Genomic DNA, 23,969 nt, shown 5'->3' with positions numbered 1-23,969 from the left:
CCGGATAAGACGCACCAGCGTCGCCATCAGGCATCTCACTTATTGTCGGCTATCGTTCGCCTGGCGTAACAGCGTGCGACTTTCGTTCTGGAAGCGTTTGGCGTAATCACCAAACCAATGCTCAACCTTGCGGAAACTGTCGATAAAGGCCTGCTTGTCGCCCTGCTCCAGCAAACCAATCGCGTCGCCAAAACGTTTATAGTAGCGTTTGATCAGCGCCAGGTTATTTTCCGACGACATAATAATATCGGCATACAGCTGCGGGTCCTGCGCAAACAGTCGCCCAACCATCGCCAGTTCGAGACGGTAAATCGGTGACGACAGCGCCAGCAGTTGTTCCAGCTGGACATTCTCTTCCGCCAGGTGCAAACCGTAAGCGAACGTCGCAAAGTGACGCAGCGCCTGAATAAACGCCATATTCTGATCGTGCTCAACGGCGCTAATCCGATGCAGCCGCGCGCCCCACACCTGAATTTGCTCAAGGAACCACTGATACGCCTCCGGCTGACGGCCATCGCACCAGACAACCACCTGCTTTGCCAGACTGCCGCTGTCCGGGCCAAACATCGGGTGTAAGCCCAGTACCGGGCCATCGTGCGCCGCCATCATCGCCTGTAGCGGTCCGTTTTTAACCGATGCAAGATCGACCAGAATACAGTCCGCAGGCAAACGCGGTAATTTCGCGATCACCTGCTCCGTGATATGAATCGGCACACTTACGATCACCATCCCGGCATCGGCCACGATCTCCTGCGCCCGTCCCCAGTCCTGTTGCTCAAGTATGCGTACCTGGTATCCCGACAGCGTGAGCATTTTTTCAAACAAACGGCCCATCTGACCGCCGCCGCCGACGATAACCACCGGGCGCAGAGAAGGACAAAGCGTCTTAAACCCTTTGTCATTCTCACTGGAGTAAGACTCACGCATCACCCGACGCAAGACGTCTTCAATCAGATCAGGAGGAACGCCAAGCGCTTCCGCCTCCGCACGGCGCGAAGCCAGCATAGACGCTTCACGCTCAGGCACGTAAATCGGCAGCCCAAAGCGGCTTTTCACTTCACCGACTTCGGCCACCAGCTCCAGGCGCTTAGCCAGTAAATCCAGCAGCGCCTTATCCACTTCATCTATTTGATCGCGTAACGCGGTCAACTCAGCAACCATAACCAACCTCTTATGCTACACGCGCCACCAGTTGGCCGTTCAGGTCCTGATGAATTTCACGCAGCAGTGCATCCGTGGCTTCCCAACTGATACACGCATCCGTAACAGACACGCCGTATTTCATTTCACTGCGCGGTTGCTCGGAGGACTGGTTGCCTTCGTGAATATTACTTTCAATCATCAAGCCAATAATGGAACGGTTGCCGTCTTTGATCTGCGCGACCACAGACTCTGCCACGGCAGGCTGGCGACGGTAATCTTTATTCGAGTTACCATGGCTGCAATCTACCATCAGAGACGGGCGGAGTCCTGCCTGTTCCATCTCTTTTTCACACTGCGCGACATCTGCCGGGCTGTAGTTTGGCGCTTTCCCACCGCGCAGAATGACATGGCCATCCGGGTTGCCCTGCGTTTGCAGCAGAGCGACCTGCCCCGCCTGGTTGATACCGACAAAACGGTGTGACTGAGCAGCGGCACGCATGGCGTTAATCGCCGTCGCCAGGCTGCCATCCGTCCCGTTTTTAAAGCCAACGGGCATGGAAAGGCCAGAGGCCATTTCACGGTGGGTTTGGGATTCGGTCGTACGCGCGCCGATTGCCGACCAGCTAAACAGATCGCCCAGGTATTGCGGGCTGTTTGGATCTAACGCTTCCGTCGCCAGCGGCAAGCCCATGTTCACCAGTTCCACCAGAAGTTGACGCGCAATCTTCAGGCCGGTTTCCACATCAAACGAGCCATCCATATGAGGATCGTTAATCAACCCTTTCCAGCCGACAGTGGTGCGGGGTTTTTCAAAATAGACGCGCATTACCAGGTAGAGGCTATCGCTGACCTCTGCGGCAAGAGTTTTAAATCGACGTGCGTATTCCAGAGCGGTTTCAGGATCGTGGATAGAACAAGGGCCGCACACCACCAGCAGACGCGGATCGCGACCGGCGATGATGTCAGAAATTGTTTTACGTGACTGGGCGATTTGCGCCTCTTGCGACAAACTCAGCGGGAACGCCGCTTTGAGTTGTTCCGGGGTCATCAGAACCTGTTCGTCGGTAATGTGTACGTTGTTCAGCGCGTCTTTTTGCATGATGGCGATCCTGTTTAGCTCGTTTGCGATAAATGATCCTCACAGAGGATGGCGTAACGATAACATAATCGGTAAAGATTTCAATCCACATTCCGTAAATTTTACTTTACACAAACCATTTATCTCGCAATTAACGCCATTCAAATCGTACATAAAAATTTACATCATTATATTTGCGCATCCACTATGCTTTGAAAAACACAGGAGAACAGGCAATGAAGCGTTTCGCAGGCGCCTTATTTGTTTTATTCATCAGCGGATGTCAGATCGATCCTTACACGCATGCTCCCACCTGGACCGCGACCGACTGGTATAGCGCCGGTATCGAAGATGCGATTTCAGGCGTTGCCGTCAAAGATAACGAAACACTAGCTGACGCCTGGAACGATCCTGACGTGGAGCGAACGCAATATCTTAAGGGCTACGCCGAAGGCCAGCGAAAAACCTGCCAGTTAAACTTTGTCCACGCCCGAGGACTGGCCGGGAAAACATTTCCCGCCAGTTGCGACACGGTTGAAAACGCCCGTCAATTGCATGATACCTGGCAAAAAGGCGCAGACGAAGGTGTTCGCTCAATGCGGCTAAATTAATTAAGACCTTACCAATAAATAAGTATGGGATTTAACTTAAGGAAATACCATTAATCGGCATGGTGTAATGACTGACAGGCAAAATAATGTTATTTTGCTGCAAACAATCACGGATGTATTTTGATGCTTTTTGACTGACGCTGGTGGGCACCTGTTTATGAGCTTTTCTCACCGACTCATACTCCTGCTAACGCTATTACTGGCAGGATTACCACTGTATGCTCAGGGCATCACAGAAGAAGCGAAATCTGTACGCTCAATCGTTTCCGGTATCGTCAGCTATACACGCTGGCCTGCATTATCTGGCCCTCCACGGCTATGTATTTTCGCCTCGTCTCGTTTTGCCGATGTGCTGAACGACAACAGCGCCAGGTCATTACCTTATCTGCCCGTCATCATCCGCACGGAGCAGGAAGCTCTGACAGCCCGTTGCGATGGCTTTTATTTCGGCAGTGAATCTCCGGCGTATCAGGTAGAATTAACGAATAAATATCCGTCTAAGGCATTGTTATTAATTGCCGAACAAAATACTGAATGCATTATTGGCAGCGCATTTTGTCTGATCATAAACAATGATGAAGTCAGATTTTCCGTAAATCTGGATTCCCTGTCACGCAGTGGCGTAAGAGTGAACCCCGACGTATTGATGCTTGCACGGAATCAAAAGCATGGATAAGGATTTTTTCCCTACAACGCGCCCGACCTTTAAGCGTACATTACGCCGGATCAACATGATCAGCGTACTGGTCACCATGCTGCTGATCTGGCTGCTGCTTTGCGTCGCCTCTGTCCTGACGCTGAAACAATATGCGCAAAAAAATCTGGATCTGACTGCCGCGACAATGACCCATAGTCTTGAGGCCGCATTGGTGTTTTCCGATGGCGTCGCCGCGACAGAAACGCTGGCCGCGCTGGGGCGCCAGGGGCAGTTCTCGGCCGCAGAGGTTCGCGATAAAAACCAGAAGGTGATCGCCTCCTGGTACTATGACGTACAAGCGTCGGACGATAAGCTCAATGGCCTGATCAGCCAGTGGCTTTTCCCGCTGCCGGTGACTCAGCCCGTCTGGCACAATGGCAAAATTATCGGCGAGGTCTGCCTGACCGCGCGCGACAGCTTGATTGGTCATTTTATCTGGCTCTCGCTGGCGGTTCTTACCGGGTGTATTTTGCTCGCATCCGGCATTGCGTTAATGCTCACGCGTTATTTGCATAATGGCGTGGTGGACGCGCTGCAAAACATCACCGATGTGGTACATGATGTACGCACGAACCGTAACTTTTCACGTCGCGTTTCTGAGGAACGCATTGAAGAGTTCCATCTTTTTGCTCAGGATTTCAACAGCCTGCTGGATGAGATGGAAGAGTGGCAACTGCGGCTACAGGCTAAAAACGCCCAGCTTTTGCGTACCGCGCTGCACGACCCCCTTACTGGTCTTGCTAATCGTGCCGCCTTTCGTAACAGCATAACCGAGTTGATGAACGACAGCTCCGCCCGTAGCTGTTCGGCGCTGCTATTTCTGGACGGCGATAACTTCAAATTCATTAACGATACATGGGGGCATGCCGCAGGAGATCGCGTTTTGATCGAGGTCGCCCGGCGACTGGCGGAGTTTGGCGGCAATCACCACCAGCCATATCGACTTGGCGGAGATGAATTCGCCATGGTGCTTTACAACGTGCATTCGGAGTACGAAGTTAAACGCATTTGTTCGGCATTATCGCAAGAATTTAATCGCCCCTTTGATCTGCATAACGGGCATCTGGCGAGTATGACGCTGAGTATTGGTTTCGCGCTGACGTGGGAACATGCTTCCGCAGAAAAATTACAAGAGTTGGCCGATCGTAATATGTATCAGGCCAAACATCAGCGTTCTGAACGTTCAATTAAATAACAGGAATAGATATATGCTAAAGCGACTTTTCTCCCCGATCATTCTGATAGCGTTGATTCTGGCGGGTTGCCAGACGCCGCAGGGGAAATTTACGCCCGAACAAGTTGCGGCAATGAAATCCTATGGATTTACTGAATCAGCAGGCGACTGGTCTCTGGGGCTGTCTGACAACATTTTATTTGATAAAAACGACTATAAGTTACGCCCGGAAAGCCAGCAGCAAATCCGTGAGATGGCCTCCAGGCTGGCAGCCACCGGGCTGAAACATGCCCGTATGGATGGCCATACTGACAACTACGGCGAAGACAGTTATAACGAGGCATTGTCGCTCAAGCGCGCCAATGTGGTTGCTGACGCCTGGGCCGAAGGTGCCAACATCCCACGCGGCAATCTGACGACACAGGGTTTAGGTAAAAAACACCCGGTCGCCAGCAATCAGAGCGCGAAAGGTCGTGCTGAAAACCGCCGCGTTGCCGTCGTCATCAGCACGCCGTAATGTTAGTCAACTGGCTGCGCAAGGGCGGCGCGAGACGTGCTGAACCAGCGCAGCCAGTCGATAACGATAAATACCAGCAGACTGCCTCCCAGCACCGGCATCGCCATCCCCAGGGCGGCAGCCAGCACCAGAACCCCGCACCTTCCCGGCCAACCTAACGTAAGCCAACACTGCATCAGCGTTTGCGCCGGGTTAACGCCTGACCTGGCCGGTCGGCGAATCCACCACAGACGGTAGCCGATAATAATCATCAGGCAAAGCCCGATGCCGAAGGCGATCAGCAGTAACTGATTTGGCAGACCAAACAGTATGCCCATATGGAAATCGACGCCCCAGCGCGTCAGCTTTGCCATAAGCGGAAAGTCAGCAAAATGCGTCCGGTCGATAACATGCAGGGTTGCGGCGTCTACTGATACCGCATCAACCTGTGTCGGCCAGCGACGATCAATTTCAGTTACCGTCCAGCCATGTTGCGCATCTTTGGCCGGACGAATCTCCAGCTTTTTAGCATCAATTCCCGCCGCCTGCGCCGTATGCAGAACCGCATCAAACTGGCTGACATCCATATGCATAACCGGCATTTCCTGCCCGGCATGATGATCGGCATGTTCATCAGCAGGGTGTTCGTCGCCATAAAGCTGCGTATTCACCTGCGGCGTCAGCCAACCAAAAGCCGCACGCATTTTATCCACGTTGCCTCCGGCCCACTGGGACCAGGTTAAACCGGTTGCCGAGAACAGCAGCATCCCCGCCAGCAGTAACCACCCCAGCATTACGTGTAAACGCCGGTTATTTTGCACCCGATTATTCAGCCGACGTTTTGGTCGGGTGAAATACCAGAGCATGATGCCGCCAGTCGCCGCAACCCACATCCAGGAGGCCGCCAGCTCGCTGTAAATTCGCCCGATATCCCCCAATAACAAAGAGCGGTGAGCATAATCAATCCACTGACGCAGGGGCAAAATGCCACTGGTGCCATAGACCGTCATATCGCCTTTCACCGTCAGCGTCACTGGATCGATGAAAATCGCCCGGTTCTCGGAAGCGGCAAGTCCGGGGTCGGCAAACATCACCCGCGTCGTTGCGCCCTCTTCAAGAGCGGGACGAACGGCATGCAGTCGTAAATGCCCTCCCGTCACCTGTTGGGCAACGGCGATTTGCGCCGCCAGCGGTTGCCGCTCTCCTTGCCCTGTGCCCTGTAGCGCCGGTGCATAGAGCGCCTCTTCCAGTTGCGGCGTCGCAACGTAGAGCGTACCGGTTAAGGCCGCCACAAAGATAAATGGCCCGACAAACAGACCTGTGTAGAAATGAAAACGTCGCAGCAGGGTTATCCATGCCGCGCGCGGAGTGCAGGTTGTCATACTTTTCCTCAGAGAAAGCACACATGTGTCGTGACGCTTATGCGCACAAACGTATTGTTAGATTCAGGAAAAAGCAGACCTGCGCGGCGGCGCGCGCGTATCGGGATAAAGCCAGGGGAAGAAATGCCAGTGTTTAACAACCGGGCGTGGCGGCGTCAGCTTTTGTCTGAGCAGCATCCCGGACAACAGGATGACCAGCGCCAGTACCAGGCCAGGAACATGGGTCAGGAGGACGCAATACCCGCACGCTTCACCGTGATCGACAGGCATCGGCATTGATGAAGACTGCCCATGATGTCCGGCATGTTCAGCCATCATGCTCATGTCATGATGCATACCAGGCATGGCGCTCATGGGATCTTTTTGCAACGAGACGGAGATAAGCGGCGCCACCACGATCAGCAGGATCGCAAACATCGCGAGCCATGTCGCGTTGCGTTGATACGCAGGCTGACGAAATGTACCGATAACCACTGCCCCTCCCGTAACGAACGGGCATTGTAAATGATTTATGAACTAATGGTTAACGTTGTGAGCTTCACGAAGATAAAAAAAGGGCCAGCCAACTGGCCAGCCCTTTCTTACAGGATGTCGCCTGAGCGATATCTTAGTTAAGACGCTCTTTAATACGAGCAGCCTTACCAGTACGCTCACGCAGGTAGTACAGTTTAGCTTTACGAACGGCACCACGACGTTTAACAGCAATGCTGTCAACTACCGGAGAGTGAGTCTGGAAGACACGCTCAACGCCTTCGCCGTTGGAAATTTTACGAACAGTGAATGCAGAGTGCAGACCGCGGTTACGAATAGCGATAACCACGCCCTCGAATGCCTGCAGACGTTTTTTGGAACCTTCAACAACCCATACTTTCACTTCCACGGTATCACCCGGACGGAAGGAAGGTACGTCCTGCTTCATCTGCTCTTGTTCAAGTTGCTTAATAATGTTGCTCATAATTTAATCTCTTATCCTGGGTAAACTGATATTTGGGGGTCTCAGACCAGCCCATCATGTTTATGTTGCTGTTGTGCGTGTTCCGTTTTGAACTCCGCCAGCAACCTTGCTTGCTCTTCAGTCAGAGCCAGGTTTTCCAGAAGTTCAGGTCTTCTAAGCCAGGTTCGGCCCAGCGACTGTTTCAAACGCCAGCGACGTATCTCAGCATGGTTTCCTGACAGCAATACTGCCGGTACTTCCATCCCTTCCAACACTTCAGGTCGAGTATAGTGTGGACAGTCCAGTAATCCGTCGGCAAAGGAATCTTCGATTGCCGATGCCTCATGACCCAGAACCCCCGGAATGAACCGGGAAACGGAGTCAATCAGCGTCATTGCTGGTAACTCACCACCACTGAGTACGTAATCGCCGATTGACCATTCTTCGTCAATTTCGGTTTGAATCACGCGCTCATCTATTCCTTCGTAGCGACCGCACACCAGAATCAGTTTCTGATTCGTTGCCAGTTCGCTGACGCCCGCTTGATCAAGCTTGCGTCCCTGAGGTGACAGATAGATCACCTTAGCGCCTTCACCCGCCGCGCTTTTTGCTGCATGAATGGCGTCCCGCAAGGGTTGCACCATCATTAACATCCCCGGTCCGCCGCCGTAAGGACGATCGTCCACGGTACGGTGCCGGTCATGCGTGAAATCACGAGGACTCCAGCTCTGGATGCTCAGCAGGCCATTTTTTACTGCCCGGCCAGTTACCCCGTAATCGGTAATTGCGCGGAACATTTCAGGAAACAGGCTAACGATACCTATAAACACAAGCCAATCCCCATAACGCCGACTTTTACCGTTTATCCGGTGGTTTAAAAACCAGGATCCCAATCTACTTCGATAGTACGAGTAGCGAGATCGACTTTCTTGATAACCTGCCCATCGAGGAACGGCACAAGACGTTCCTTGATACCAAACGCATCTTTCAGGTTTGCCTTGATGACGATGACGTCATTCGAACCGGTTTCCATCATATCGACGACTTTACCGAGATCGTAGCCTTCAGTGGTCACTACCTGGCAGCCCATAAGGTCTTTCCAGTAGTAGGAACCATCTTCCAGCGCAGGCAACTGCGAGGAATCCACGACAATTTCGCAATTAGTCAGTAGATTCGCCGAATCACGATCGTCAACGCCTTTCAGCTTGATGATCAGATCCTGATTGTGGTGCTTCCAGCTTTCCAGCTGTACTTGCTGCCACTGACCCGCCTTCTGGATAAACCAGGGCTGATAGTCAAAAATGCTTTCGGCGTCTTCGGTGGAAGAAAACACTCTGAGCCACCCACGAATACCGTAAGACGACCCCATTTTCCCCAAAACGATGGGGTCAACGGGCGCTTGCGCAGTGAGTTGCTTGCTCATCATGACCACCGTGACAGATTAAGCTGCTTTGTTTGCTGCTTTGATCAGCGCTGCAACGCGATCAGAAATAGTCGCGCCCTGGCCAACCCAGTGAGCGATGCGATCCAGATCCAGGCGGGTGCCTTCTTCTTTTTCGCTGGCGATCGGGTTGAAGAAGCCAACGCGCTCAATGAAGCGACCGTTGCGTGCATTACGGCTGTCGGTAACAACAACCTGGTAGAACGGACGCTTTTTAGCGCCGTGACGAGCTAAACGAATAGTAACCATAACATCCTCTTGTGTGAATAAAACACCCAGGCCCCATCGAGGAACGGAGCCCGGGTGTCATATTAAAAGCCCGAAAATTTTACTGATTTCTGGGGAAAATGCAATCAGCAGTTGATAACTCTGCTATAAAAGGCCGTCGGCGGTGCAGGCAGTTCGGCACCGGTGTGCGCGCAGCCACCGGAGCGTACACGCAGTACGTAAGGATGGCGAGCACACCCCGGTGCCGAAATGGCAAACAAGCCAGGCTGATTAACGACCCGGGAAGCCAGGCGGCATCATCCCCTTCATGCCACGCATCATCTTCGCCATCCCGCCTTTCTTCATTTTCTTCATCATGCGCTGCATGTCGTCGAACTGTTTCAGAAGACGGTTAACGTCCTGTACCTGCATGCCACAACCGGCTGCGATACGGCGTTTACGGGAACCTTTGATGATTTCTGGCTTCGCGCGCTCTTTCAGCGTCATCGAGTTGATGATCGCCTCCATCCGCACCAGCACCTTGTCATCCATCTGCGATTTCACGTTATCAGGAATCTGGCCCATGCCCGGCAGCTTGCCCATCAGGCTCGCCATACCGCCCATGTTTTTCATCTGGTTGAGCTGTTCGAGGAAATCGTTCAGATCAAAGCCGTCGCCTTTTTTCAGTTTGCTGGCTAATTTCTCAGCCTGCGCGCGGTCAACTTTGCTTTCAATATCTTCGATCAGCGACAGCACGTCGCCCATGCCGAGAATACGGGACGCGATACGATCCGGGTGGAACGGCTCCAGCGCTTCGGTTTTTTCGCCAACGCCGAGGAATTTAATCGGCTTGCCGGTGATATGACGAATAGAGAGCGCGGCACCGCCACGGGCGTCACCGTCGACTTTCGTCAGCACCACGCCGGTCAACGGCAGCGCTTCGTTAAACGCTTTCGCGGTATTCGCGGCATCCTGACCGGTCATCGCATCGACGACAAACAGGGTCTCTACCGGATTAATAGAAGCGTGGACCTGTTTGATTTCGTCCATCATCGCTTCATCGACGTGCAGGCGACCGGCGGTATCCACCAGCAGCACGTCGTAGAATTTGAGTTTCGCTTCTTTCAGCGCGGCGTTGACGATATCAACCGGCTTCTGACCGACGTCAGACGGGAAGAAATCGACGTCAACCTGCTGCGCCAGGGTTTCCAGCTGTTTGATCGCCGCCGGGCGATAAACGTCGGCAGAGACGACCAGCACTTTCTTCTTGTGCTTCTCGCGCAGGAATTTACCCAGCTTACCGACGCTGGTGGTTTTACCGGCGCCCTGCAAGCCCGCCATCAGCACGACGGCTGGCGGCTGCGCGGCCAGATTCAGGGTCTGGTTCTCTTCGCCCATCGCCGCAACCAGTTCGTTGCGCACAATCTTGACGAACTCCTGCCCCGGCGTCAGGCTCTTGTTAACTTCATGACCAACCGCTTTCTCTTTTACGCGATTGATAAACTCTCGCACTACAGGAAGCGCAACGTCAGCCTCCAGCAGCGCCATGCGCACTTCGCGCAGCGTCTCTTTAACGTTGTCTTCAGTAAGGCGTCCACGGCCACTGATATTGCGCAGCGTGCGCGACAAACGATCGGTTAAATTATCAAACATTGTCTCTCGCCTGGGGTGGAAACGGTTGGTCGCTAGCGCGACACATATACAGAATTTTGTCGCAGTATAACATGAAGCCGCCTTTGTTGTTATGCAACGGTTGGAGCAGCGGTCACGTAACGCTATACTGCTTCTCTCTCACTGGCCAACTGTCGACACTCCTATGCCCGTTTTTGCTTTACTCGCTCTTGTCGCCTATTCCATCAGCCTCGCGCTGATCGTTCCTGCTTTGCTGCAAAAAAACAGCGGCTGGCGGCGTATGGCTATCCTTTCTGCGGTCATCGCGCTGGTGTGCCATGCTTTTGCGCTGGAAGCCCGAATCCTGCCCGGCGGCGAAAGCGGTCAAAACCTGAGCCTGCTGAACGTCGGTTCGCTGGTCAGCCTGATGATTTGTACCGTCATGACAATTGTCGCTTCACGCAATCGCGGCTGGCTGCTGCTGCCTGTTGTCTACGCCTTTGCGTTGATTAACCTGGCCTTCGCCACGTTCATGCCGAACGAGTACATCACCCACCTCGAAGCCACGCCAGGTATGATGATACACATCGGCCTGTCGCTGTTCGCTTACGCCACATTGATCATTGCCGCGCTGTATGCGTTGCAGCTGGCATGGATCGACTATCAGCTCAAAAACAAAAAGCTGGCGTTCAATAATGAAATGCCCCCGCTGATGAGCATTGAGCGCAAAATGTTTCACATCACGCAGATTGGCGTGGTGCTGCTGACGCTCACGCTGTGTACTGGCCTGTTTTACATGCATAACCTGTTCAGCATGGAAAATATCGACAAAGCCGTTCTCTCTATCGTGGCATGGTTTGTCTATATTGTTCTGTTGTGGGGACATTACCACGAAGGCTGGCGCGGACGTCGGGTCGTATGGTTTAACGTCGCGGGCGCAGGCATTCTGACGCTGGCCTATTTCGGCAGCCGCGTATTGCAGCAGTTTGTAAGCTAAGTCTTAAAGGAGCACCCCCTGGAACATATCTCCACTACCACGCTGATCGTCACACTGATCATCATGGTGGTTATTTCAGCCTATTTTTCCGGTTCCGAAACCGGCATGATGACGCTGAACCGCTATCGTCTTCGCCACCTGGCAAAACAGGGCAACCGTCCGGCAAAGCGCGTGGAAAAACTACTGCGTAAGCCGGATCGACTGATAAGCCTGGTTCTGATCGGTAATAACCTGGTCAATATTCTCGCCTCAGCCATCGGCACCATCGTCGGTATGCGTCTGTACGGCGATGCGGGCGTGGCGATTGCCACCGGCGTACTGACGTTTGTCGTCCTCGTATTTGCGGAAGTGCTGCCGAAAACCATCGCCGCGCTGTACCCGGAAAAAGTGGCCTACCCCAGCAGTTTTCTGCTGGCGCCTTTGCAGGTGCTGATGATGCCGCTGGTCTGGTTGCTTAACACCATTACCCGGCTGCTGATGCGTATGATGGGCATTAAAACGGATATCGTCATCAGCGGCTCTCTGAGTAAAGACGAACTGCGCACGCTCGTGAATGAATCCCGCTCGCAAATCTCCCGCCGCAACCAGGACATGCTGCTCTCAGTGCTGGATCTGGAAAAGGTCAGCGTGGATGACATCATGGTGCCGCGCAACGAAATTATCGGCATTGATATCAATGACGACTGGAAATCGATCGTCCGCCAGCTTTCTCACTCGCCGCACGGGCGCATTGTGCTTTACCGCGACTCGCTGGATGACGCCATCAGCATGCTGCGCGTGCGCGAAGCCTGGCGGTTAATGTCCGAGAAAAAAGAGTTCACTAAAGAGACCATGCTGCGCGCCGCCGATGAGATCTACTTCATCCCGGAAGGCACGCCGCTCAGCACGCAGCTGGTAAAATTTCAGCGTAATAAAAAGAAAGTCGGGCTGGTGGTCAACGAATACGGGGATATTCAGGGGCTGGTGACGGTCGAAGATATTCTGGAAGAGATTGTCGGCGACTTCACTACCTCGATGTCGCCAACGCTGGCGGAAGAGGTCACGCCGCAGAATGACGGTTCAGTGATTATCGACGGCAGCGCCAACGTGCGGGAAATCAACAAAGCCTTTAACTGGCACCTGCCGGAAGACGATGCGCGAACGGTAAACGGCGTGATTCTGGAAGCGCTGGAAGAGATCCCCATCGCCGGAACGCGCGTGCGCATTGGCCAGTACGATATCGATATTCTCGACGTCCAGGACAATATGATTAAGCAGGTTAAAGTCTTGCCGGTGAAACCGTTGCGGGAGAGTATCTCAGAGTAATGCTGTAGGCCGGGTACGGCGAATGCCGCCACCCGGCACTACGGATGGCAAATTACGCTTTCGCCTTCGCCACCGTTACCATCGCCGCGCGAATAGTACGACCGTTCAGCGTATAGCCTTTCTGCATAATGCCCAGCACGTTACCCGGGGTAACATCCTCAGACTCCACCATCGCAATCGCCTGATGCACGTTCGGATCCAGCGGTACGTTGGTGTCAGCAATCACCTCTACGCCGAACTTACGCACGACATCCAGCATGGATTTCAGCGTCAGCTCAATGCCTTCGACCATTGACGCCATATCTGGATTCGCTTTATCCGCCACTTCCAGCGCACGATCCAGGCTATCGATAACCGGCAACAGCTCATTGACGAATTTTTCCAGCGCGAACTTATGCGCCTTTTCTACGTCCAGCTCGGTACGACGGCGCAGGTTTTCCATTTCCGCTTTGATACGTAACACGCTGTCACGTTCGCGATTCTGGGCTTCAGCAAGCTGCGCTTCCAGATTCGCAATTTTTTCATCGCGCGGATCCACCTGCTCAGCAGAAGCGTCTGATTCAACCGCCTCAACTTCTTCGTGCTGATCCATGATAATTTCTTCCGGGGCTTGCCCCTCAGGCGTTTTCTGTTCTTTACTACTCATGAATTTCTCCGCGTTTTTTTTTCGCATTCATCTCGCTAACTTCGCTTATTATGGGGATCAGATTCAGGGTTTCAAGGGAAGCACTCACATTGTCATCAATCTTCGCTACAAGGACCTCGAGAAAATGAACAATCATTTCAAGTGTATTGGCATTGTGGGACATCCACGTCACCCCACTGCACTGACGACACATGAAATGCTTTACCGCTGGCTATGCACAAAAGGTTACGAGGTCATCGTGGAGCAGCAGATCGCCCACGAATTACAGCTGAAAAATGTAAAAACCGGCACGCTGGCGGAAATTGGTCAACTGGCGGATCTCGCCGTCGTTGTCGGCGGGGATGGCAATATGCTCGGCGCGGCGCGCACGCTGGCGCGCTATGACATCAAAGTGATCGGCATTAACCGTGGCAATCTCGGCTTCCTGACCGACCTTGACCCGGACAACGCCCTGCAACAACTCGCGGACGTACTGGAAGGCCATTATATCGCCGAGAAACGCTTTTTACTGGAAGCTCAGGTCTGCCAGCAAAACTGCCAGAAACGCATCAGTACCGCCATCAATGAAGTCGTGCTGCACCCGGGAAAAGTGGCGCACATGATTGAATTTGAAGTGTATATCGACGAAACCTTCGCCTTTTCTCAGCGTTCCGATGGTCTGATCATCTCCACGCCGACCGGTTCCACCGCCTATTCACTCTCGGCGGGCGGCCCCATTCTGACGCCGTCGCTGGACGCCATCACGCTGGTGCCGATGTTCCCACACACCCTATCCGCACGCCCGTTGGTCATTAACGGCAGCAGCACGATTCGTTTGCGTTTCTCACACCGCCGTAGCGACCTCGAAATCAGTTGCGACAGTCAGATTGCCCTGCCCATACAGGAAGGTGAAGATGTATTGATCCGCCGCTGTGACTACCATCTGAACCTGATACACCCTAAAGATTACAGTTATTTCAACACATTAAGCACAAAACTAGGCTGGTCAAAAAAATTATTCTAATTTAACGCCGCCCTCTTTACTGTATAAAAAACCAGTTTATACTGTATGTAATCACAGTTATGGTTTTTCATACAGGAAAACAGCTATGTTGGCACAACTGACCATCAGCAATTTTGCTATCGTTCGTGAACTTGAGATCGATTTCCAGAGCGGAATGACCGTCATTACCGGTGAAACCGGCGCGGGTAAGTCTATTGCGATTGATGCGCTCGGCTTGTGTCTGGGTGGCCGTGCAGACGCCGACATGGTGCGGGTGGGAGCAACCCGCGCAGACCTGTGCGCCCGCTTCTCACTGAAAGATACGCCAGCAGCGCTGCGCTGGCTGGAAGAAAACCAACTGGAAGAAGGGCGTGAGTGCTTACTTCGCCGCGTCATTAGCAGCGACGGTCGCTCCCGCGGCTTCATCAACGGCACCGCCGTGCCTCTCTCCCAGTTACGGGAACTGGGCCAGTTGCTCATTCAAATTCACGGCCAGCATGCGCATCAGCTACTGACCAAGTCTGAACATCAAAAATCCCTGCTCGACGGCTACGCCAACGAAGCACTTCTGATTCAGGAAATGTCCTCACGCTATCAACTGTGGCATCAAAGCTGCCGCGATCTGGCGCATCATCAACAGCAAAGCCAGGAACGCGCCGCACGTATGGAGCTGCTGCAATATCAGTTGAAAGAACTGAACGAATTTAACCCGCAGCCCGGTGAGTTTGAGCAAATTGATGAAGAATATAAACGACTGGCAAACAGCGGCCAGTTGCTGACGACCAGCCAGAATGCGCTGACGTTGCTTGCTGATGGCGAAGACGTCAATCTGCAAAGCCAGCTGTACACGGCAAAACAGTTAGTCACCGAACTGACGGGCATGGACAGCAAACTGTCTGGCATTCTGGATATGCTGGAGGAGGCCACAATCCAGATAACTGAGGCCAGCGACGAACTGCGTCACTATTGCGACCGTCTGGATTTAGACCCCAATCGCCTGTTCGAACTTGAGCAGCGCATTTCTAAGCAGATTTCACTGGCGCGTAAACATCACGTCAGCCCGGAAGCGCTGCCGCAGTTTTATCAGTCACTGCTCGAAGAACAGCAGCAGCTTGACGATCAGGCCGACTCACTGGAAACCCTGACGCTGGCGGTGAACAAACATCGCCAGCAGGCGCTGGAGACGGCAAAAGCGCTGCATACTCAGCGTCAGCATGACGCGCAGGAACTGGGGCAGTTGATCACCGAAAGCATGCATGCGCTGTCGATGCCGCATGGCCAGTTCACTATTGATGTGAAATTTGATGAGCATCATCTGAGCAGCGACGGTGCCGACCGCGTAGAGTTTAAAGTCACCACAAACCCGGGTCAGCCATTGCAGCCAATCGCAAAGGTCGCTTCCGGGGGCGAACTGTCCCGTATCGCGCTGGCAATTCAGGTCATTACTGCCCGTAAAATGGAAACCCCGGCGCTCATTTTCGATGAAGTCGATGTCGGTATCAGCGGCCCTACTGCGGCCGTTGTCGGTAAACTGCTGCGCCAGTTAGGTGAGTCAACTCAGGTAATGTGCGTTACCCACCTTCCGCAAGTTGCCGGTTGTGGTCATCAGCACTTCTTTGTCAGCAAAGAAACGGACGGCGCCATGACCGAAACGCATATGCAGTCGCTGGATAAACGCTCGCGATTACAGGAGCTGGCTCGTTTACTTGGCGGCAGCGAAGTGACGCGTAATACCCTCGCAAATGCGAAAGAACTGTTGGCTGCGTAAACTTTTTTGACCCTTTAAGGTCTGAGTACAAAACAAAATCGCCGTAAGACCCGACACCAAAAGGTTTTAAAGTGGTGAAAGGTCTATTATCATCGGCATATTACATATGAGCCGCGTACTGCTCGGGCCCGAAAAGGAATCAAATCACTATGCGCTGTAAAACGCTGACTGCTGCCGCAGCAGTACTACTGATGTTGACCGCAGGCTGTTCCACTCTGGAGCGAGTGGTTTACCGCCCTGACATCAACCAGGGGAACTATCTGACCGCTAACGATGTCGCCAAAGTGCGCGTCGGTATGACGCAACAGCAGGTTGCTTATGCTTTGGGTACACCGATGATGTCCGATCCTTTTGGCACTAACACATGGTTCTATGTGTTCCGTCAGCAACCGGGTCATGAAGGCGTAACGCAACAAACCTTAACGCTGACCTTTAACAGCAACGGCGTGTTGACCAACATCGACAATAAGCCAGCGTTGACCGACAACAAGTAAGATTGTTTTCTGGTGTTAAAAAAGGTGCCATTGGCACCTTTTTTAATTATTGACGAACCTGAACCCGCTTTGCCGAAAGAATGCAGGCCTGATAAGCGTTCAGGCATCCATGATTATTTATTTGCCGATTTCTCCGCTCGCTGTCTGCGCAACTCTTTTGGATCGGCAATCAGCGGTCGATAGATCTCTACCCGATCGCCGTCATGAACCACGTCGGCAAGTTTTGTCGGGCGGCTATATATACCGACTTTGTTTTTAGCGAGATCGATATCGGTGCGCAGTTCCAGCAAACCGGAAGCACGAATCGCCTCTTCAACCGTCGCGCCTTCCTGCAACGTCACACGCTGTAAATACTGTTTCTCGGGCAGCGCATACGCCACTTCGACGACAATTTTAGCCGACACTGTAAACCTCTTTGGCCCGAACGGTGAACGCCTGCACCATATTAGAAGCCAGCTCTTTAAAGACGCGGCCAAACGCCAGTTCAATTAACTTGTTGGTGAACTCAAAATCGAGGTGGAACTCGATGCGGCACGCTTCCTGGCTGAGCGGCGTAAATTTCCACCCGCCAATCAACTTTTTGAAAGGGCCATCGACCAGATGCATCAGGATGCTCTGGTTATTCGTCAACTGGTTACGTGTCGTGAATGTTTTGCTGATCCCTGCCTTAGACACATCCACGGCCGCCGTCATCTGACCCGGCGTCGATTCCAGCACACGGCTGCCGACGCATCCCGGCAAAAACTGAGGGTAGGACTGAACATCATTCACTAACTTATACATCTGTTCCGCGCTATAAGGGACTAAAGCGGTCCGGCTAATCTGAGGCATAGCAATTTCCATCAACATAAATCGAACAAATAATACCATTTATCCCCAGGTAAAAAAAACGCTATACCTCAACAGGGCCTACGCAGGTTCATGCTAAGATAACGCCTTATCCCCCGCAGGATGAAATGGGGTGTTTTTCGATTTCAGATTACCTATACTGAGCGGCATTATGACGAAGAAAAAAGCACACAAACCTGGCTCAGCCACTATTGCGTTGAATAAGCGCGCCCGACACGAATACTTTATTGAAGAAGAGTTCGAAGCTGGACTCGCCCTGCAAGGTTGGGAAGTTAAATCCCTGCGCGCGGGCAAAGCGAATATTAGCGATAGCTATGTCCTTCTCAGGGATGGCGAAGCGTACCTGTTCGGCGCAAACTTTACGCCAATGGCCGTCGCCTCAACGCACGTCGTGTGCGACCCCACTCGCACCCGTAAACTGCTACTGAACCAGCGCGAACTCGACTCCCTGTACGGACGCGTCAATCGTGAAGGTTATACCGTCGTCGCGCTTTCACTGTACTGGAAGAACGCCTGGTGCAAAGTGAAAATCGGCGTCGCAAAAGGTAAGAAACAGCATGATAAACGCTCAGACCTGAAAGAGCGTGAGTGGCAACTGGATAAAGCCCGTATCATGAAGAATGCAGGCCGCTAAACGTTCCCTGATAACACCGCTTTCGTTGCTGGCTATTTAAGCAAATCGTTCCATCACGCGAAATGAGCGGTAAATCCTTGAAGATAAGGAAAATCGGGGGCTGGTCACGCGTGTCACAACTCTGTTATACTTAACGTAACACATTGGGGCTGATTCTGGATTCGACGGGATTTGCGAAACCCAAGGTGCATGCCGAGGGGCGGTTGGCCTCGTAAAAAGCCGCAAAAAATAGTCGCAAACGACGAAAACTACGCTTTAGCAGCTTAATAACCTGCTCTGAGCCCTCTCTCCCTAGCTTCCGCTCTTAAGACGGGGATCAAAGAGAGGTCAAACCCAAAAGAGATCGCGTGGATGCCCTGCCTGGGGTTGAAGCGTTAAAACTAATCAGGCTAGTTTGGTAGTGGCGTGTCCGTCCGCAGGTGCCAGGCGAATGTAAAGACTGACTAAGCATGTAGTACCGAGGATGTAGGAATTTCGGACGCGGGTTCAACTCCCGCCAGCTCCACCACTTTTTAGTTGTTTGAAGTACAATGAAGTCTACTAAGCCCGCACAGCACAAGCTCTGCGGGCTTTTTTACGTCTATTGTCGTCCAGTGAGAATTGCTGAGAACTATCACTTATGGCACCCTGAATGGGACCCACTAAGAAGGGTCCAAAAACCGAGGGTCCCAAAATGGCAAAAATCGCTAAGAAGCTCACTGACACTGAAATCAAAAGCACCAAGCCAGCCGACAAAGAAATCAACTTGTTTGACGGAGATGGTTTGATACTACGAATCGCTCCCCTCTCGAAAGGAGGAAAGAAGAATTGGTATTTCAGATATGCAGTGCCTGTGACCAAAAAGCGAACTAAGGTGAGCTTAGGAACCTATCCTCACCTTACACTTGCGAAGGCACGAGCTTTACGTGATGAATACTTGTCGTTGCTTGCAAATGGTATAGACCCACAAGTTCATAACACCCAGAAAGCCAATGCCCTAAAAGATGCAACGGAACATACATTTCAAGCAGTAGCCAAGAAGTGGCTTGATGAGAAAGTCAAAACGTCAGGCATCTCCCAGGATCATGCTAACGACATCTGGCGAAGCCTAGAGAGAAATATCTTTCCAACGTTGGGTGATACCCCCATTAAGGACATTCGCCCTAAAATGCTTAAACAGCATTTAGACCCCATAGAAAAACGAGGTGTCCTTGAAACACTTCGCCGCATCATATCCCGCCTGAATGAAATTTTCCGCTATGCAGCAACAGAAGAACTCATAGAATTCAATCCGGCTGACAATCTTGCCCAGAGATTTAGTAAGCCGAAGAAACAGAACATGCCAGCCCTGCCCCCAACCGAACTCCCCCGCTTCCTTACAGTGTTAAACAACGCATCAGTCCGTATGGAGACACGATTGCTGATTGAATGGCAATTGCTAACTTGGGTTCGTCCTGGTGAGGCTGTTCGCACAAGATGGGCCGATATAGATACTGACAACTCAATGTGGAACATCCCGGAGGAGTTTATGAAAATGAAGAAGCCTCACAAAGTTCCACTAAGCAAAGAAGCTTTGAGAGTCCTGGAGTCAATGAAAGCGATAAGTGGGCATCGTGAATGGGTGTTTCCAAGCATAAAGGCTCCTCTTAGCCATATGCATGAACAAACAGCTAATGCCGCGATTATTCGAATGGGATTCGGAGGTGAGCTTGTAGCTCATGGAATGAGATCTATTGCACGAACGGCCGCAGAGGAGTCTGGTAAGTTCAGAACAGATGTCCTCGAAGCTGCTCTTGCCCACTCGAAGAAAGATGAAATAATTGCAGCCTACAATCGTGCAGAGTATCTCACTGAACGGGTGGTTCTCATGCAATGGTGGAGTGACTATGTTTCGTCTCAAAAATACAAATCCATTGCTGCATAATCAAAAAGTGTTTGACAACGGATATCTATAAAATATAGAAACGATGTTTACTGCTTTTTTTTGTAGACAAGACTAAGATAGAAAGATAACTTATAACGGTTTTTACTTGTTATAATTGAGGAAAGATAATGGGCAATTTTGGTAACAGACATCCAAAGCAATACTATGAAGTTGTTGAATTTAAGGAAAATGGAACAACTTTATATTATATCTGCATAAAAGGAACCCAAACAAAGATACAACCTGAAAAAAGTTTTGAGCATTACGATGAAGCTTTAGAAGCCTGTAATGCCCTATCAACTAATCCGTTAATTTAACAATTTTAATTAATGGTCTGGTTTTATTGTTATTCTTATGAACATGATAATGTTCAATCAGAACATTGAACTCCAAATGCGACGGAATCAAAGAGGATTTACCAAACATACAGAAATACCCGAATTCTAGACGATTATATTTCTGTTGTGGAATAAATCCTTTTAATGGACTTTTCCCCTCAGGCCACTTGTCTAATGTTTCAATGATAAAATTACTTTGGTCTGTGGCCTTCACTGTAATCAAAGTGTTATTTTTTAAATCTGAAAGAAATGGGCAAAGAATAGTATGCTCATATATTTCATTCCTTTCAAAAACGAATAATCTTCTTTGCATTGGTGTTATGAAATCATTAATATCCATAGCGTGTTGAGTACTCGTAATTTTCTTCAGATCATTTGGCCACTTGTATAATACTTCAATTTTATATTTCATATATATCCTCATTTTTATTTCACAAATATCACATAAAAAACAAATGTCAATCTTGTTGAATTAAAGAGGAGAAATAGGTTTATAGCAAATACATGGATTAACTTAATGAATTATTTAAAAGGAGATAAAAAGAATACTATAATTATGTCTTATTCCTTAAGTGACTCTAAAATCATGAACATTTTTATGTTTAGTTATGTTAGGCTCCATAACAAGCAAGCCTAAACTTTTTATTGTTCAGCTATTTATCTAACTTAATTTGAGGGATTTTCATTGCATTTCTTTTTTGAAGTGTAACTTGATCCTTAACCGGAATTGACAATTTCTCCGCTATCCAAGCTTTATCTTCATGCTTGGTATAATGCATATGCAAGTGAGTAATCAAAATCTCTTGCAATAATCTTCTGGTCATTAAGTTATCTTTAACTTTTAACCACACACTCTCAATATCTTCTCTATTAATTTGTTTTGTAAATTCGAGTTGGATGGTTATTTCCACTAACTTGCTTATTTCAGAACCAAACTTTTTAGAAAGGCTTGAATAATAAGCTGTCAACTCTTTGTGTCCGACTGAGTGTGCAATCTTTTTTATAACATTCAAAGACATAATATAGCTATATGTCCAATAAAACAGACTTGCTTCTTTAGCAATCTTCTCAGTTGTCCAACTCTTTTTTTCTGAAATTAATCTGTGAACTTCAGCTATGATCTCATCTTTCAATTCTCTCGTTATAGAGTAATAGAAATCTAAGTATCTAAACCCAATAGAATAGGTTTGCGCACCAAGTTTTTCAAGCTGTGGTATAGGAATTGAACCTTTGCGATTCCTTATAATTTGTCCCAAAACTTCTAATGCTTTATAGGAGCGATTAACATCTAATAAATCTTTATTTACGGCTTCGATATCTTCATTATCGTCTTCATCATCATTAAAATTATAATCACCATTATTTGAAGTACTCGCTCTATCTATTTTATCTTTCTCGATCAAATAGTTCTTTCGCTCTTCCTCAACATCTTTGCTTTTATCCATGACAATTTTAGGAATTTCAAAAGCCATTTCGTTCAGAAAATCTACATCTTTTTTCCCTAAAGTGGCTTCTTTATGATCTTTGAATATATTGCTTAAAGTGTCGCTTATTCTATCAATAATGACGCTATCACGAGTGTGATGCGTTATAAAAATAAGGATGTTGGCGCATTTTTCAGTATGGATTTTACTACATAATTCGTCAATCACGAGTAATGATTGCTCTATTGTTAACTCTGTTATTTTTTTTGCAACAAAGAAATAGTATATATACTTATATTGGAATCTAACTCGCTCATTCCATATTTGGATAATTTTAGATTTAGTTAGTTTATCTGAAACTTCCTCATGTGAGGCTAAATAATAGTTATTTGAGTAATAAACCTTAAACTCTTCAAACTCTTCTTTTATTATAGAATGATTGCCTTTTCTAAAAATAAAATATGCCAACTCGCTCAGGTAGTTGAAATAATCATTAAGTGCATCGGCTTTAACATTTACTTTATTAAATGCCTGAATAATTAAAGAATGATAACAGTGGCCATATGATGTTAATGCAAAATTGCTTTGAGTATTAGACTCAAGGATTTGCAAAATCATAAGGATAAATATAGGCTTGCTTGGCACGATATTTTTCATTAATATCGAATCAATATTACGAATCATATTATCAACATTACTCTGAAAATCTTCTATAAAAGATGTTTCATCAATGCCTATTGTATTCCATTTCTCAACTAACTCAGCTTTCTGTAAATGACTAAACTCAGTTATTTCATACGTTATAAATTGATCGAAATCTTTTAGGAGTTGCTCTCTAAATCTAAGTTTTGAGTCGGAAATTGCAACTATACTTCCATAAGTTTGAGTAATGTTACTTATCAAATTTCGCTGGAATTTCTCATTCATAGGTGACTCAGTAATATCATCAATAATTATGATAATTTTATCGGCCTGAGGGAGTTTTCCGCTGGAATATTGTTCCAGAAAAGCATTGCTGATTACCGTTTCAAAGTCTGCAACTTTCTTAAACAACTCCCCCTTCACCAAAATCGGAAAGTAACCTAAGCTATGATAATCTTTGAATAATGTTTTCGCTAAAGTAGATTTACCTGATTGCTCACTACCAATAATTAAATTTTTATTATTCAAAACTTTATTTATATTAAGAGCATTTTTAGCATTTACAAAAACATCATAATCATCGAAATCATGCTTGTTTCTTTTTAGATCCGGATATATAAACAGATCATCTAAATATAGTACTTCTTTTTTTCGATGCTGTATGGTGAAACCTAAATCAGAAAGATATAAAGCGAAAGCTTGGTTTAATGAATTTTTGTTTTCACTTTGAATGGAGACAATTTGTTGTAATTTTTTCTTCTTATCTTTAATATATGCAACCACTTCTTCAATTGCATTGGCAATTTCTAGATAAGCTTTATTATGATTATCATAAGAAAATACCGGGTGTGCATCATCTGGAACAGCATTGTACTTGGATAACTTTGACTTTTTAAAAGTACAATAGTCTAAAATTACAGGAATGATTCTAAGCTCATCATCCTCTCCCTTTCTTGCTAGAGCCTTGCTAACTTCTATTTCATTACAATATTTAGATGTCAAGAAATCCTGAGTTATCAGAAAAATAAAAATATCGCTTTCATCTATTTTCGCTGAGATGACCTCATCAAATTGATCTCCGGCCAGTAATTCTTTGTCATACCAAACTAACATATCCGTGTTAGGTTCAAGATATTTTAGTATGCGATCCTTCTCAGCTTTATTTGCATGAGAGTAGCTAATAAAAACTTTAATTTTATCATCAATTTCCATA

At 49.1% G+C, this 23,969-nt stretch carries 26 protein-coding genes and 1 other RNA gene; 13 read left to right on the top strand and 14 right to left on the bottom strand.

Translation table 11 applies throughout. From position 1 onward, the window contains the following. Nucleotides 1-39 precede the first annotated feature (39 nt). Both tyrA and aroF read right to left on the bottom strand, forming a co-directional pair. Nucleotides 40-1,161 carry a bifunctional chorismate mutase/prephenate dehydrogenase gene (gene tyrA, locus OGX80_RS16150; protein ID WP_047461893.1) on the bottom strand — a complete coding sequence of 374 codons (1,122 nt, stop codon included), beginning with the start codon at nucleotides 1,159-1,161 and terminating at the stop codon, nucleotides 40-42. 10 nt (nucleotides 1,162-1,171) lie between these two features. Next, nucleotides 1,172-2,242 carry a 3-deoxy-7-phosphoheptulonate synthase AroF gene (gene aroF / locus OGX80_RS16145; RefSeq protein WP_047461890.1) on the bottom strand — a complete coding sequence of 357 codons (1,071 nt, stop codon included), beginning with the start codon at nucleotides 2,240-2,242 and terminating at the stop codon, nucleotides 1,172-1,174. Nucleotides 2,243-2,457: 215 nt separating this feature from the next. Between aroF and OGX80_RS16140 the strand changes: the two genes are divergently transcribed. From OGX80_RS16140 to OGX80_RS16125, 4 genes are all read left to right on the top strand, one after another. Beyond that, nucleotides 2,458-2,832 carry a DUF2799 domain-containing protein gene (locus OGX80_RS16140; RefSeq protein ID WP_115181271.1) on the top strand — a complete coding sequence of 125 codons (375 nt, stop codon included), beginning with the start codon at nucleotides 2,458-2,460 and terminating at the stop codon, nucleotides 2,830-2,832. A gap of 157 nt (nucleotides 2,833-2,989) precedes the next feature. Next, on the top strand, nucleotides 2,990-3,508 hold the full coding sequence (gene yfiR / locus OGX80_RS16135; RefSeq protein WP_047461885.1) for a regulatory sequestration protein YfiR: 519 nt from the start codon (nucleotides 2,990-2,992) through the stop codon (nucleotides 3,506-3,508). Then, nucleotides 3,501-4,724 carry a diguanylate cyclase DgcN/YfiN gene (gene dgcN / locus OGX80_RS16130; RefSeq protein WP_047461882.1) on the top strand — a complete coding sequence of 408 codons (1,224 nt, stop codon included), beginning with the start codon at nucleotides 3,501-3,503 and terminating at the stop codon, nucleotides 4,722-4,724. Before yfiR ends, dgcN begins: the two co-directional genes overlap by 8 nt. A gap of 13 nt (nucleotides 4,725-4,737) precedes the next feature. Further along, nucleotides 4,738-5,220, top strand: coding sequence for an OmpA family protein (locus OGX80_RS16125; RefSeq protein WP_047461881.1), 483 nt, complete (start codon nucleotides 4,738-4,740; stop codon nucleotides 5,218-5,220). Nucleotides 5,221-5,222: 2 nt separating this feature from the next. Here OGX80_RS16125 and OGX80_RS16120 read toward each other — a convergent pair whose 3' ends face one another. From OGX80_RS16120 to ffh, 7 genes are all read right to left on the bottom strand, one after another. Further along, nucleotides 5,223-6,581: a PepSY-associated TM helix domain-containing protein gene (locus OGX80_RS16120; protein ID WP_233644145.1), complete on the bottom strand. Its 1,359-nt coding sequence runs from the start codon at nucleotides 6,579-6,581 to the stop codon at nucleotides 5,223-5,225. Between the two features lie 63 nt (nucleotides 6,582-6,644). Continuing rightward, complete coding sequence (locus OGX80_RS16115) at nucleotides 6,645-6,998, bottom strand: DUF2946 domain-containing protein (protein WP_115182313.1); 354 nt, start codon at nucleotides 6,996-6,998, stop codon at nucleotides 6,645-6,647. A 190-nt stretch (nucleotides 6,999-7,188) separates the two neighbouring features. Further along, nucleotides 7,189-7,536 (bottom strand): 50S ribosomal protein L19, encoded by a 348-nt coding sequence (rplS, locus tag OGX80_RS16110; protein WP_012134695.1) that lies wholly within the window; start codon nucleotides 7,534-7,536, stop codon nucleotides 7,189-7,191. Between the two features lie 41 nt (nucleotides 7,537-7,577). Further along, nucleotides 7,578-8,345: a tRNA (guanosine(37)-N1)-methyltransferase TrmD gene (trmD, locus tag OGX80_RS16105; RefSeq protein WP_024130850.1), complete on the bottom strand. Its 768-nt coding sequence runs from the start codon at nucleotides 8,343-8,345 to the stop codon at nucleotides 7,578-7,580. Between the two features lie 44 nt (nucleotides 8,346-8,389). Further along, nucleotides 8,390-8,938, bottom strand: coding sequence for a ribosome maturation factor RimM (rimM, locus tag OGX80_RS16100; protein ID WP_115181269.1), 549 nt, complete (start codon nucleotides 8,936-8,938; stop codon nucleotides 8,390-8,392). An 18-nt stretch (nucleotides 8,939-8,956) separates the two neighbouring features. Continuing rightward, the gene (gene rpsP / locus OGX80_RS16095; RefSeq protein ID WP_012134698.1) at nucleotides 8,957-9,205 is read right to left on the bottom strand and encodes a 30S ribosomal protein S16; all 249 of its coding nucleotides are present in this window, start codon (nucleotides 9,203-9,205) and stop codon (nucleotides 8,957-8,959) included. A 249-nt stretch (nucleotides 9,206-9,454) separates the two neighbouring features. After that, nucleotides 9,455-10,816: a signal recognition particle protein gene (gene ffh, locus OGX80_RS16090; RefSeq protein ID WP_012134699.1), complete on the bottom strand. Its 1,362-nt coding sequence runs from the start codon at nucleotides 10,814-10,816 to the stop codon at nucleotides 9,455-9,457. 163 nt (nucleotides 10,817-10,979) lie between these two features. On the opposite strand from ffh, the gene OGX80_RS16085 reads away from it, so the two are divergent. Both OGX80_RS16085 and OGX80_RS16080 read left to right on the top strand, forming a co-directional pair. Further along, nucleotides 10,980-11,771, top strand: a complete 792-nt coding sequence (locus OGX80_RS16085; protein ID WP_012134700.1) for a cytochrome C assembly family protein — start codon at nucleotides 10,980-10,982, stop codon at nucleotides 11,769-11,771. A gap of 18 nt (nucleotides 11,772-11,789) precedes the next feature. Continuing rightward, nucleotides 11,790-13,076: an HlyC/CorC family transporter gene (locus OGX80_RS16080; protein WP_047461874.1), complete on the top strand. Its 1,287-nt coding sequence runs from the start codon at nucleotides 11,790-11,792 to the stop codon at nucleotides 13,074-13,076. A gap of 52 nt (nucleotides 13,077-13,128) precedes the next feature. Here the strand turns inward: OGX80_RS16080 and grpE are convergent, their stop codons facing one another. Next, the gene (gene grpE / locus OGX80_RS16075) at nucleotides 13,129-13,722 is read right to left on the bottom strand and encodes a nucleotide exchange factor GrpE (protein ID WP_024130852.1); all 594 of its coding nucleotides are present in this window, start codon (nucleotides 13,720-13,722) and stop codon (nucleotides 13,129-13,131) included. 124 nt (nucleotides 13,723-13,846) lie between these two features. Here grpE and nadK point away from each other — a divergent pair, with 124 nt between their 5' ends. From nadK to bamE, 3 genes are all read left to right on the top strand, one after another. Beyond that, nucleotides 13,847-14,725 carry an NAD(+) kinase gene (gene nadK, locus OGX80_RS16070; protein ID WP_024130853.1) on the top strand — a complete coding sequence of 293 codons (879 nt, stop codon included), beginning with the start codon at nucleotides 13,847-13,849 and terminating at the stop codon, nucleotides 14,723-14,725. 85 nt (nucleotides 14,726-14,810) lie between these two features. Beyond that, nucleotides 14,811-16,472, top strand: a complete 1,662-nt coding sequence (recN, locus tag OGX80_RS16065) for a DNA repair protein RecN (protein ID WP_111925728.1) — start codon at nucleotides 14,811-14,813, stop codon at nucleotides 16,470-16,472. 149 nt (nucleotides 16,473-16,621) lie between these two features. After that, nucleotides 16,622-16,966: an outer membrane protein assembly factor BamE gene (gene bamE, locus OGX80_RS16060; RefSeq protein ID WP_012134705.1), complete on the top strand. Its 345-nt coding sequence runs from the start codon at nucleotides 16,622-16,624 to the stop codon at nucleotides 16,964-16,966. A 113-nt stretch (nucleotides 16,967-17,079) separates the two neighbouring features. On the opposite strand, the gene OGX80_RS16055 is transcribed toward bamE, so the two are convergent. Continuing rightward, nucleotides 17,080-17,370, bottom strand: coding sequence for an RnfH family protein (locus OGX80_RS16055; protein WP_012134706.1), 291 nt, complete (start codon nucleotides 17,368-17,370; stop codon nucleotides 17,080-17,082). Further along, a complete protein-coding gene (gene ratA, locus OGX80_RS16050; RefSeq protein WP_024130854.1) occupies nucleotides 17,360-17,797 on the bottom strand; it encodes a type II toxin-antitoxin system toxin RatA in 438 nt (145 codons plus the stop codon). The genes OGX80_RS16055 and ratA overlap by 11 nt, the downstream gene beginning before the upstream one ends. 169 nt (nucleotides 17,798-17,966) lie before the next feature. Between ratA and smpB the strand changes: the two genes are divergently transcribed. The 4 genes from smpB to OGX80_RS16030 all read left to right on the top strand — a co-directional run bounded on the left by smpB (nucleotide 17,967) and on the right by OGX80_RS16030 (nucleotide 20,669). Further along, nucleotides 17,967-18,449 (top strand): SsrA-binding protein SmpB, encoded by a 483-nt coding sequence (smpB, locus tag OGX80_RS16045; protein WP_012134708.1) that lies wholly within the window; start codon nucleotides 17,967-17,969, stop codon nucleotides 18,447-18,449. Nucleotides 18,450-18,594: 145 nt separating this feature from the next. Beyond that, nucleotides 18,595-18,957: a transfer-messenger RNA gene (gene ssrA, locus OGX80_RS16040) on the top strand. Between the two features lie 165 nt (nucleotides 18,958-19,122). After that, a complete protein-coding gene (locus tag OGX80_RS16035) occupies nucleotides 19,123-20,352 on the top strand; it encodes an integrase domain-containing protein (protein ID WP_022066197.1) in 1,230 nt (409 codons plus the stop codon). Nucleotides 20,353-20,480: 128 nt separating this feature from the next. Next, nucleotides 20,481-20,669, top strand: coding sequence for a hypothetical protein (locus OGX80_RS16030; protein ID WP_022066196.1), 189 nt, complete (start codon nucleotides 20,481-20,483; stop codon nucleotides 20,667-20,669). On the opposite strand, the gene OGX80_RS16025 is transcribed toward OGX80_RS16030, so the two are convergent. Further along, on the bottom strand, nucleotides 20,653-21,102 hold the full coding sequence (locus tag OGX80_RS16025) for a hypothetical protein (RefSeq protein ID WP_022066195.1): 450 nt from the start codon (nucleotides 21,100-21,102) through the stop codon (nucleotides 20,653-20,655). The genes OGX80_RS16030 and OGX80_RS16025 overlap by 17 nt on opposite strands. A 241-nt stretch (nucleotides 21,103-21,343) precedes the next feature. Continuing rightward, complete coding sequence (locus OGX80_RS16020) at nucleotides 21,344-23,968, bottom strand: TIR domain-containing protein (protein ID WP_104672882.1); 2,625 nt, start codon at nucleotides 23,966-23,968, stop codon at nucleotides 21,344-21,346. Nucleotide 23,969: the final 1 nt, after the last annotated feature.

The sequence above is a fragment of the Citrobacter sp. CK194 genome (genome assembly GCF_030333395.1).
GTDB classification, from domain to species: domain Bacteria; phylum Pseudomonadota; class Gammaproteobacteria; order Enterobacterales; family Enterobacteriaceae; genus Citrobacter_B; species Citrobacter_B koseri.
The sequence above is the reverse complement of the archived record's forward strand: the minus strand, read 5'-3'. Positions and strand labels throughout refer to the sequence as shown.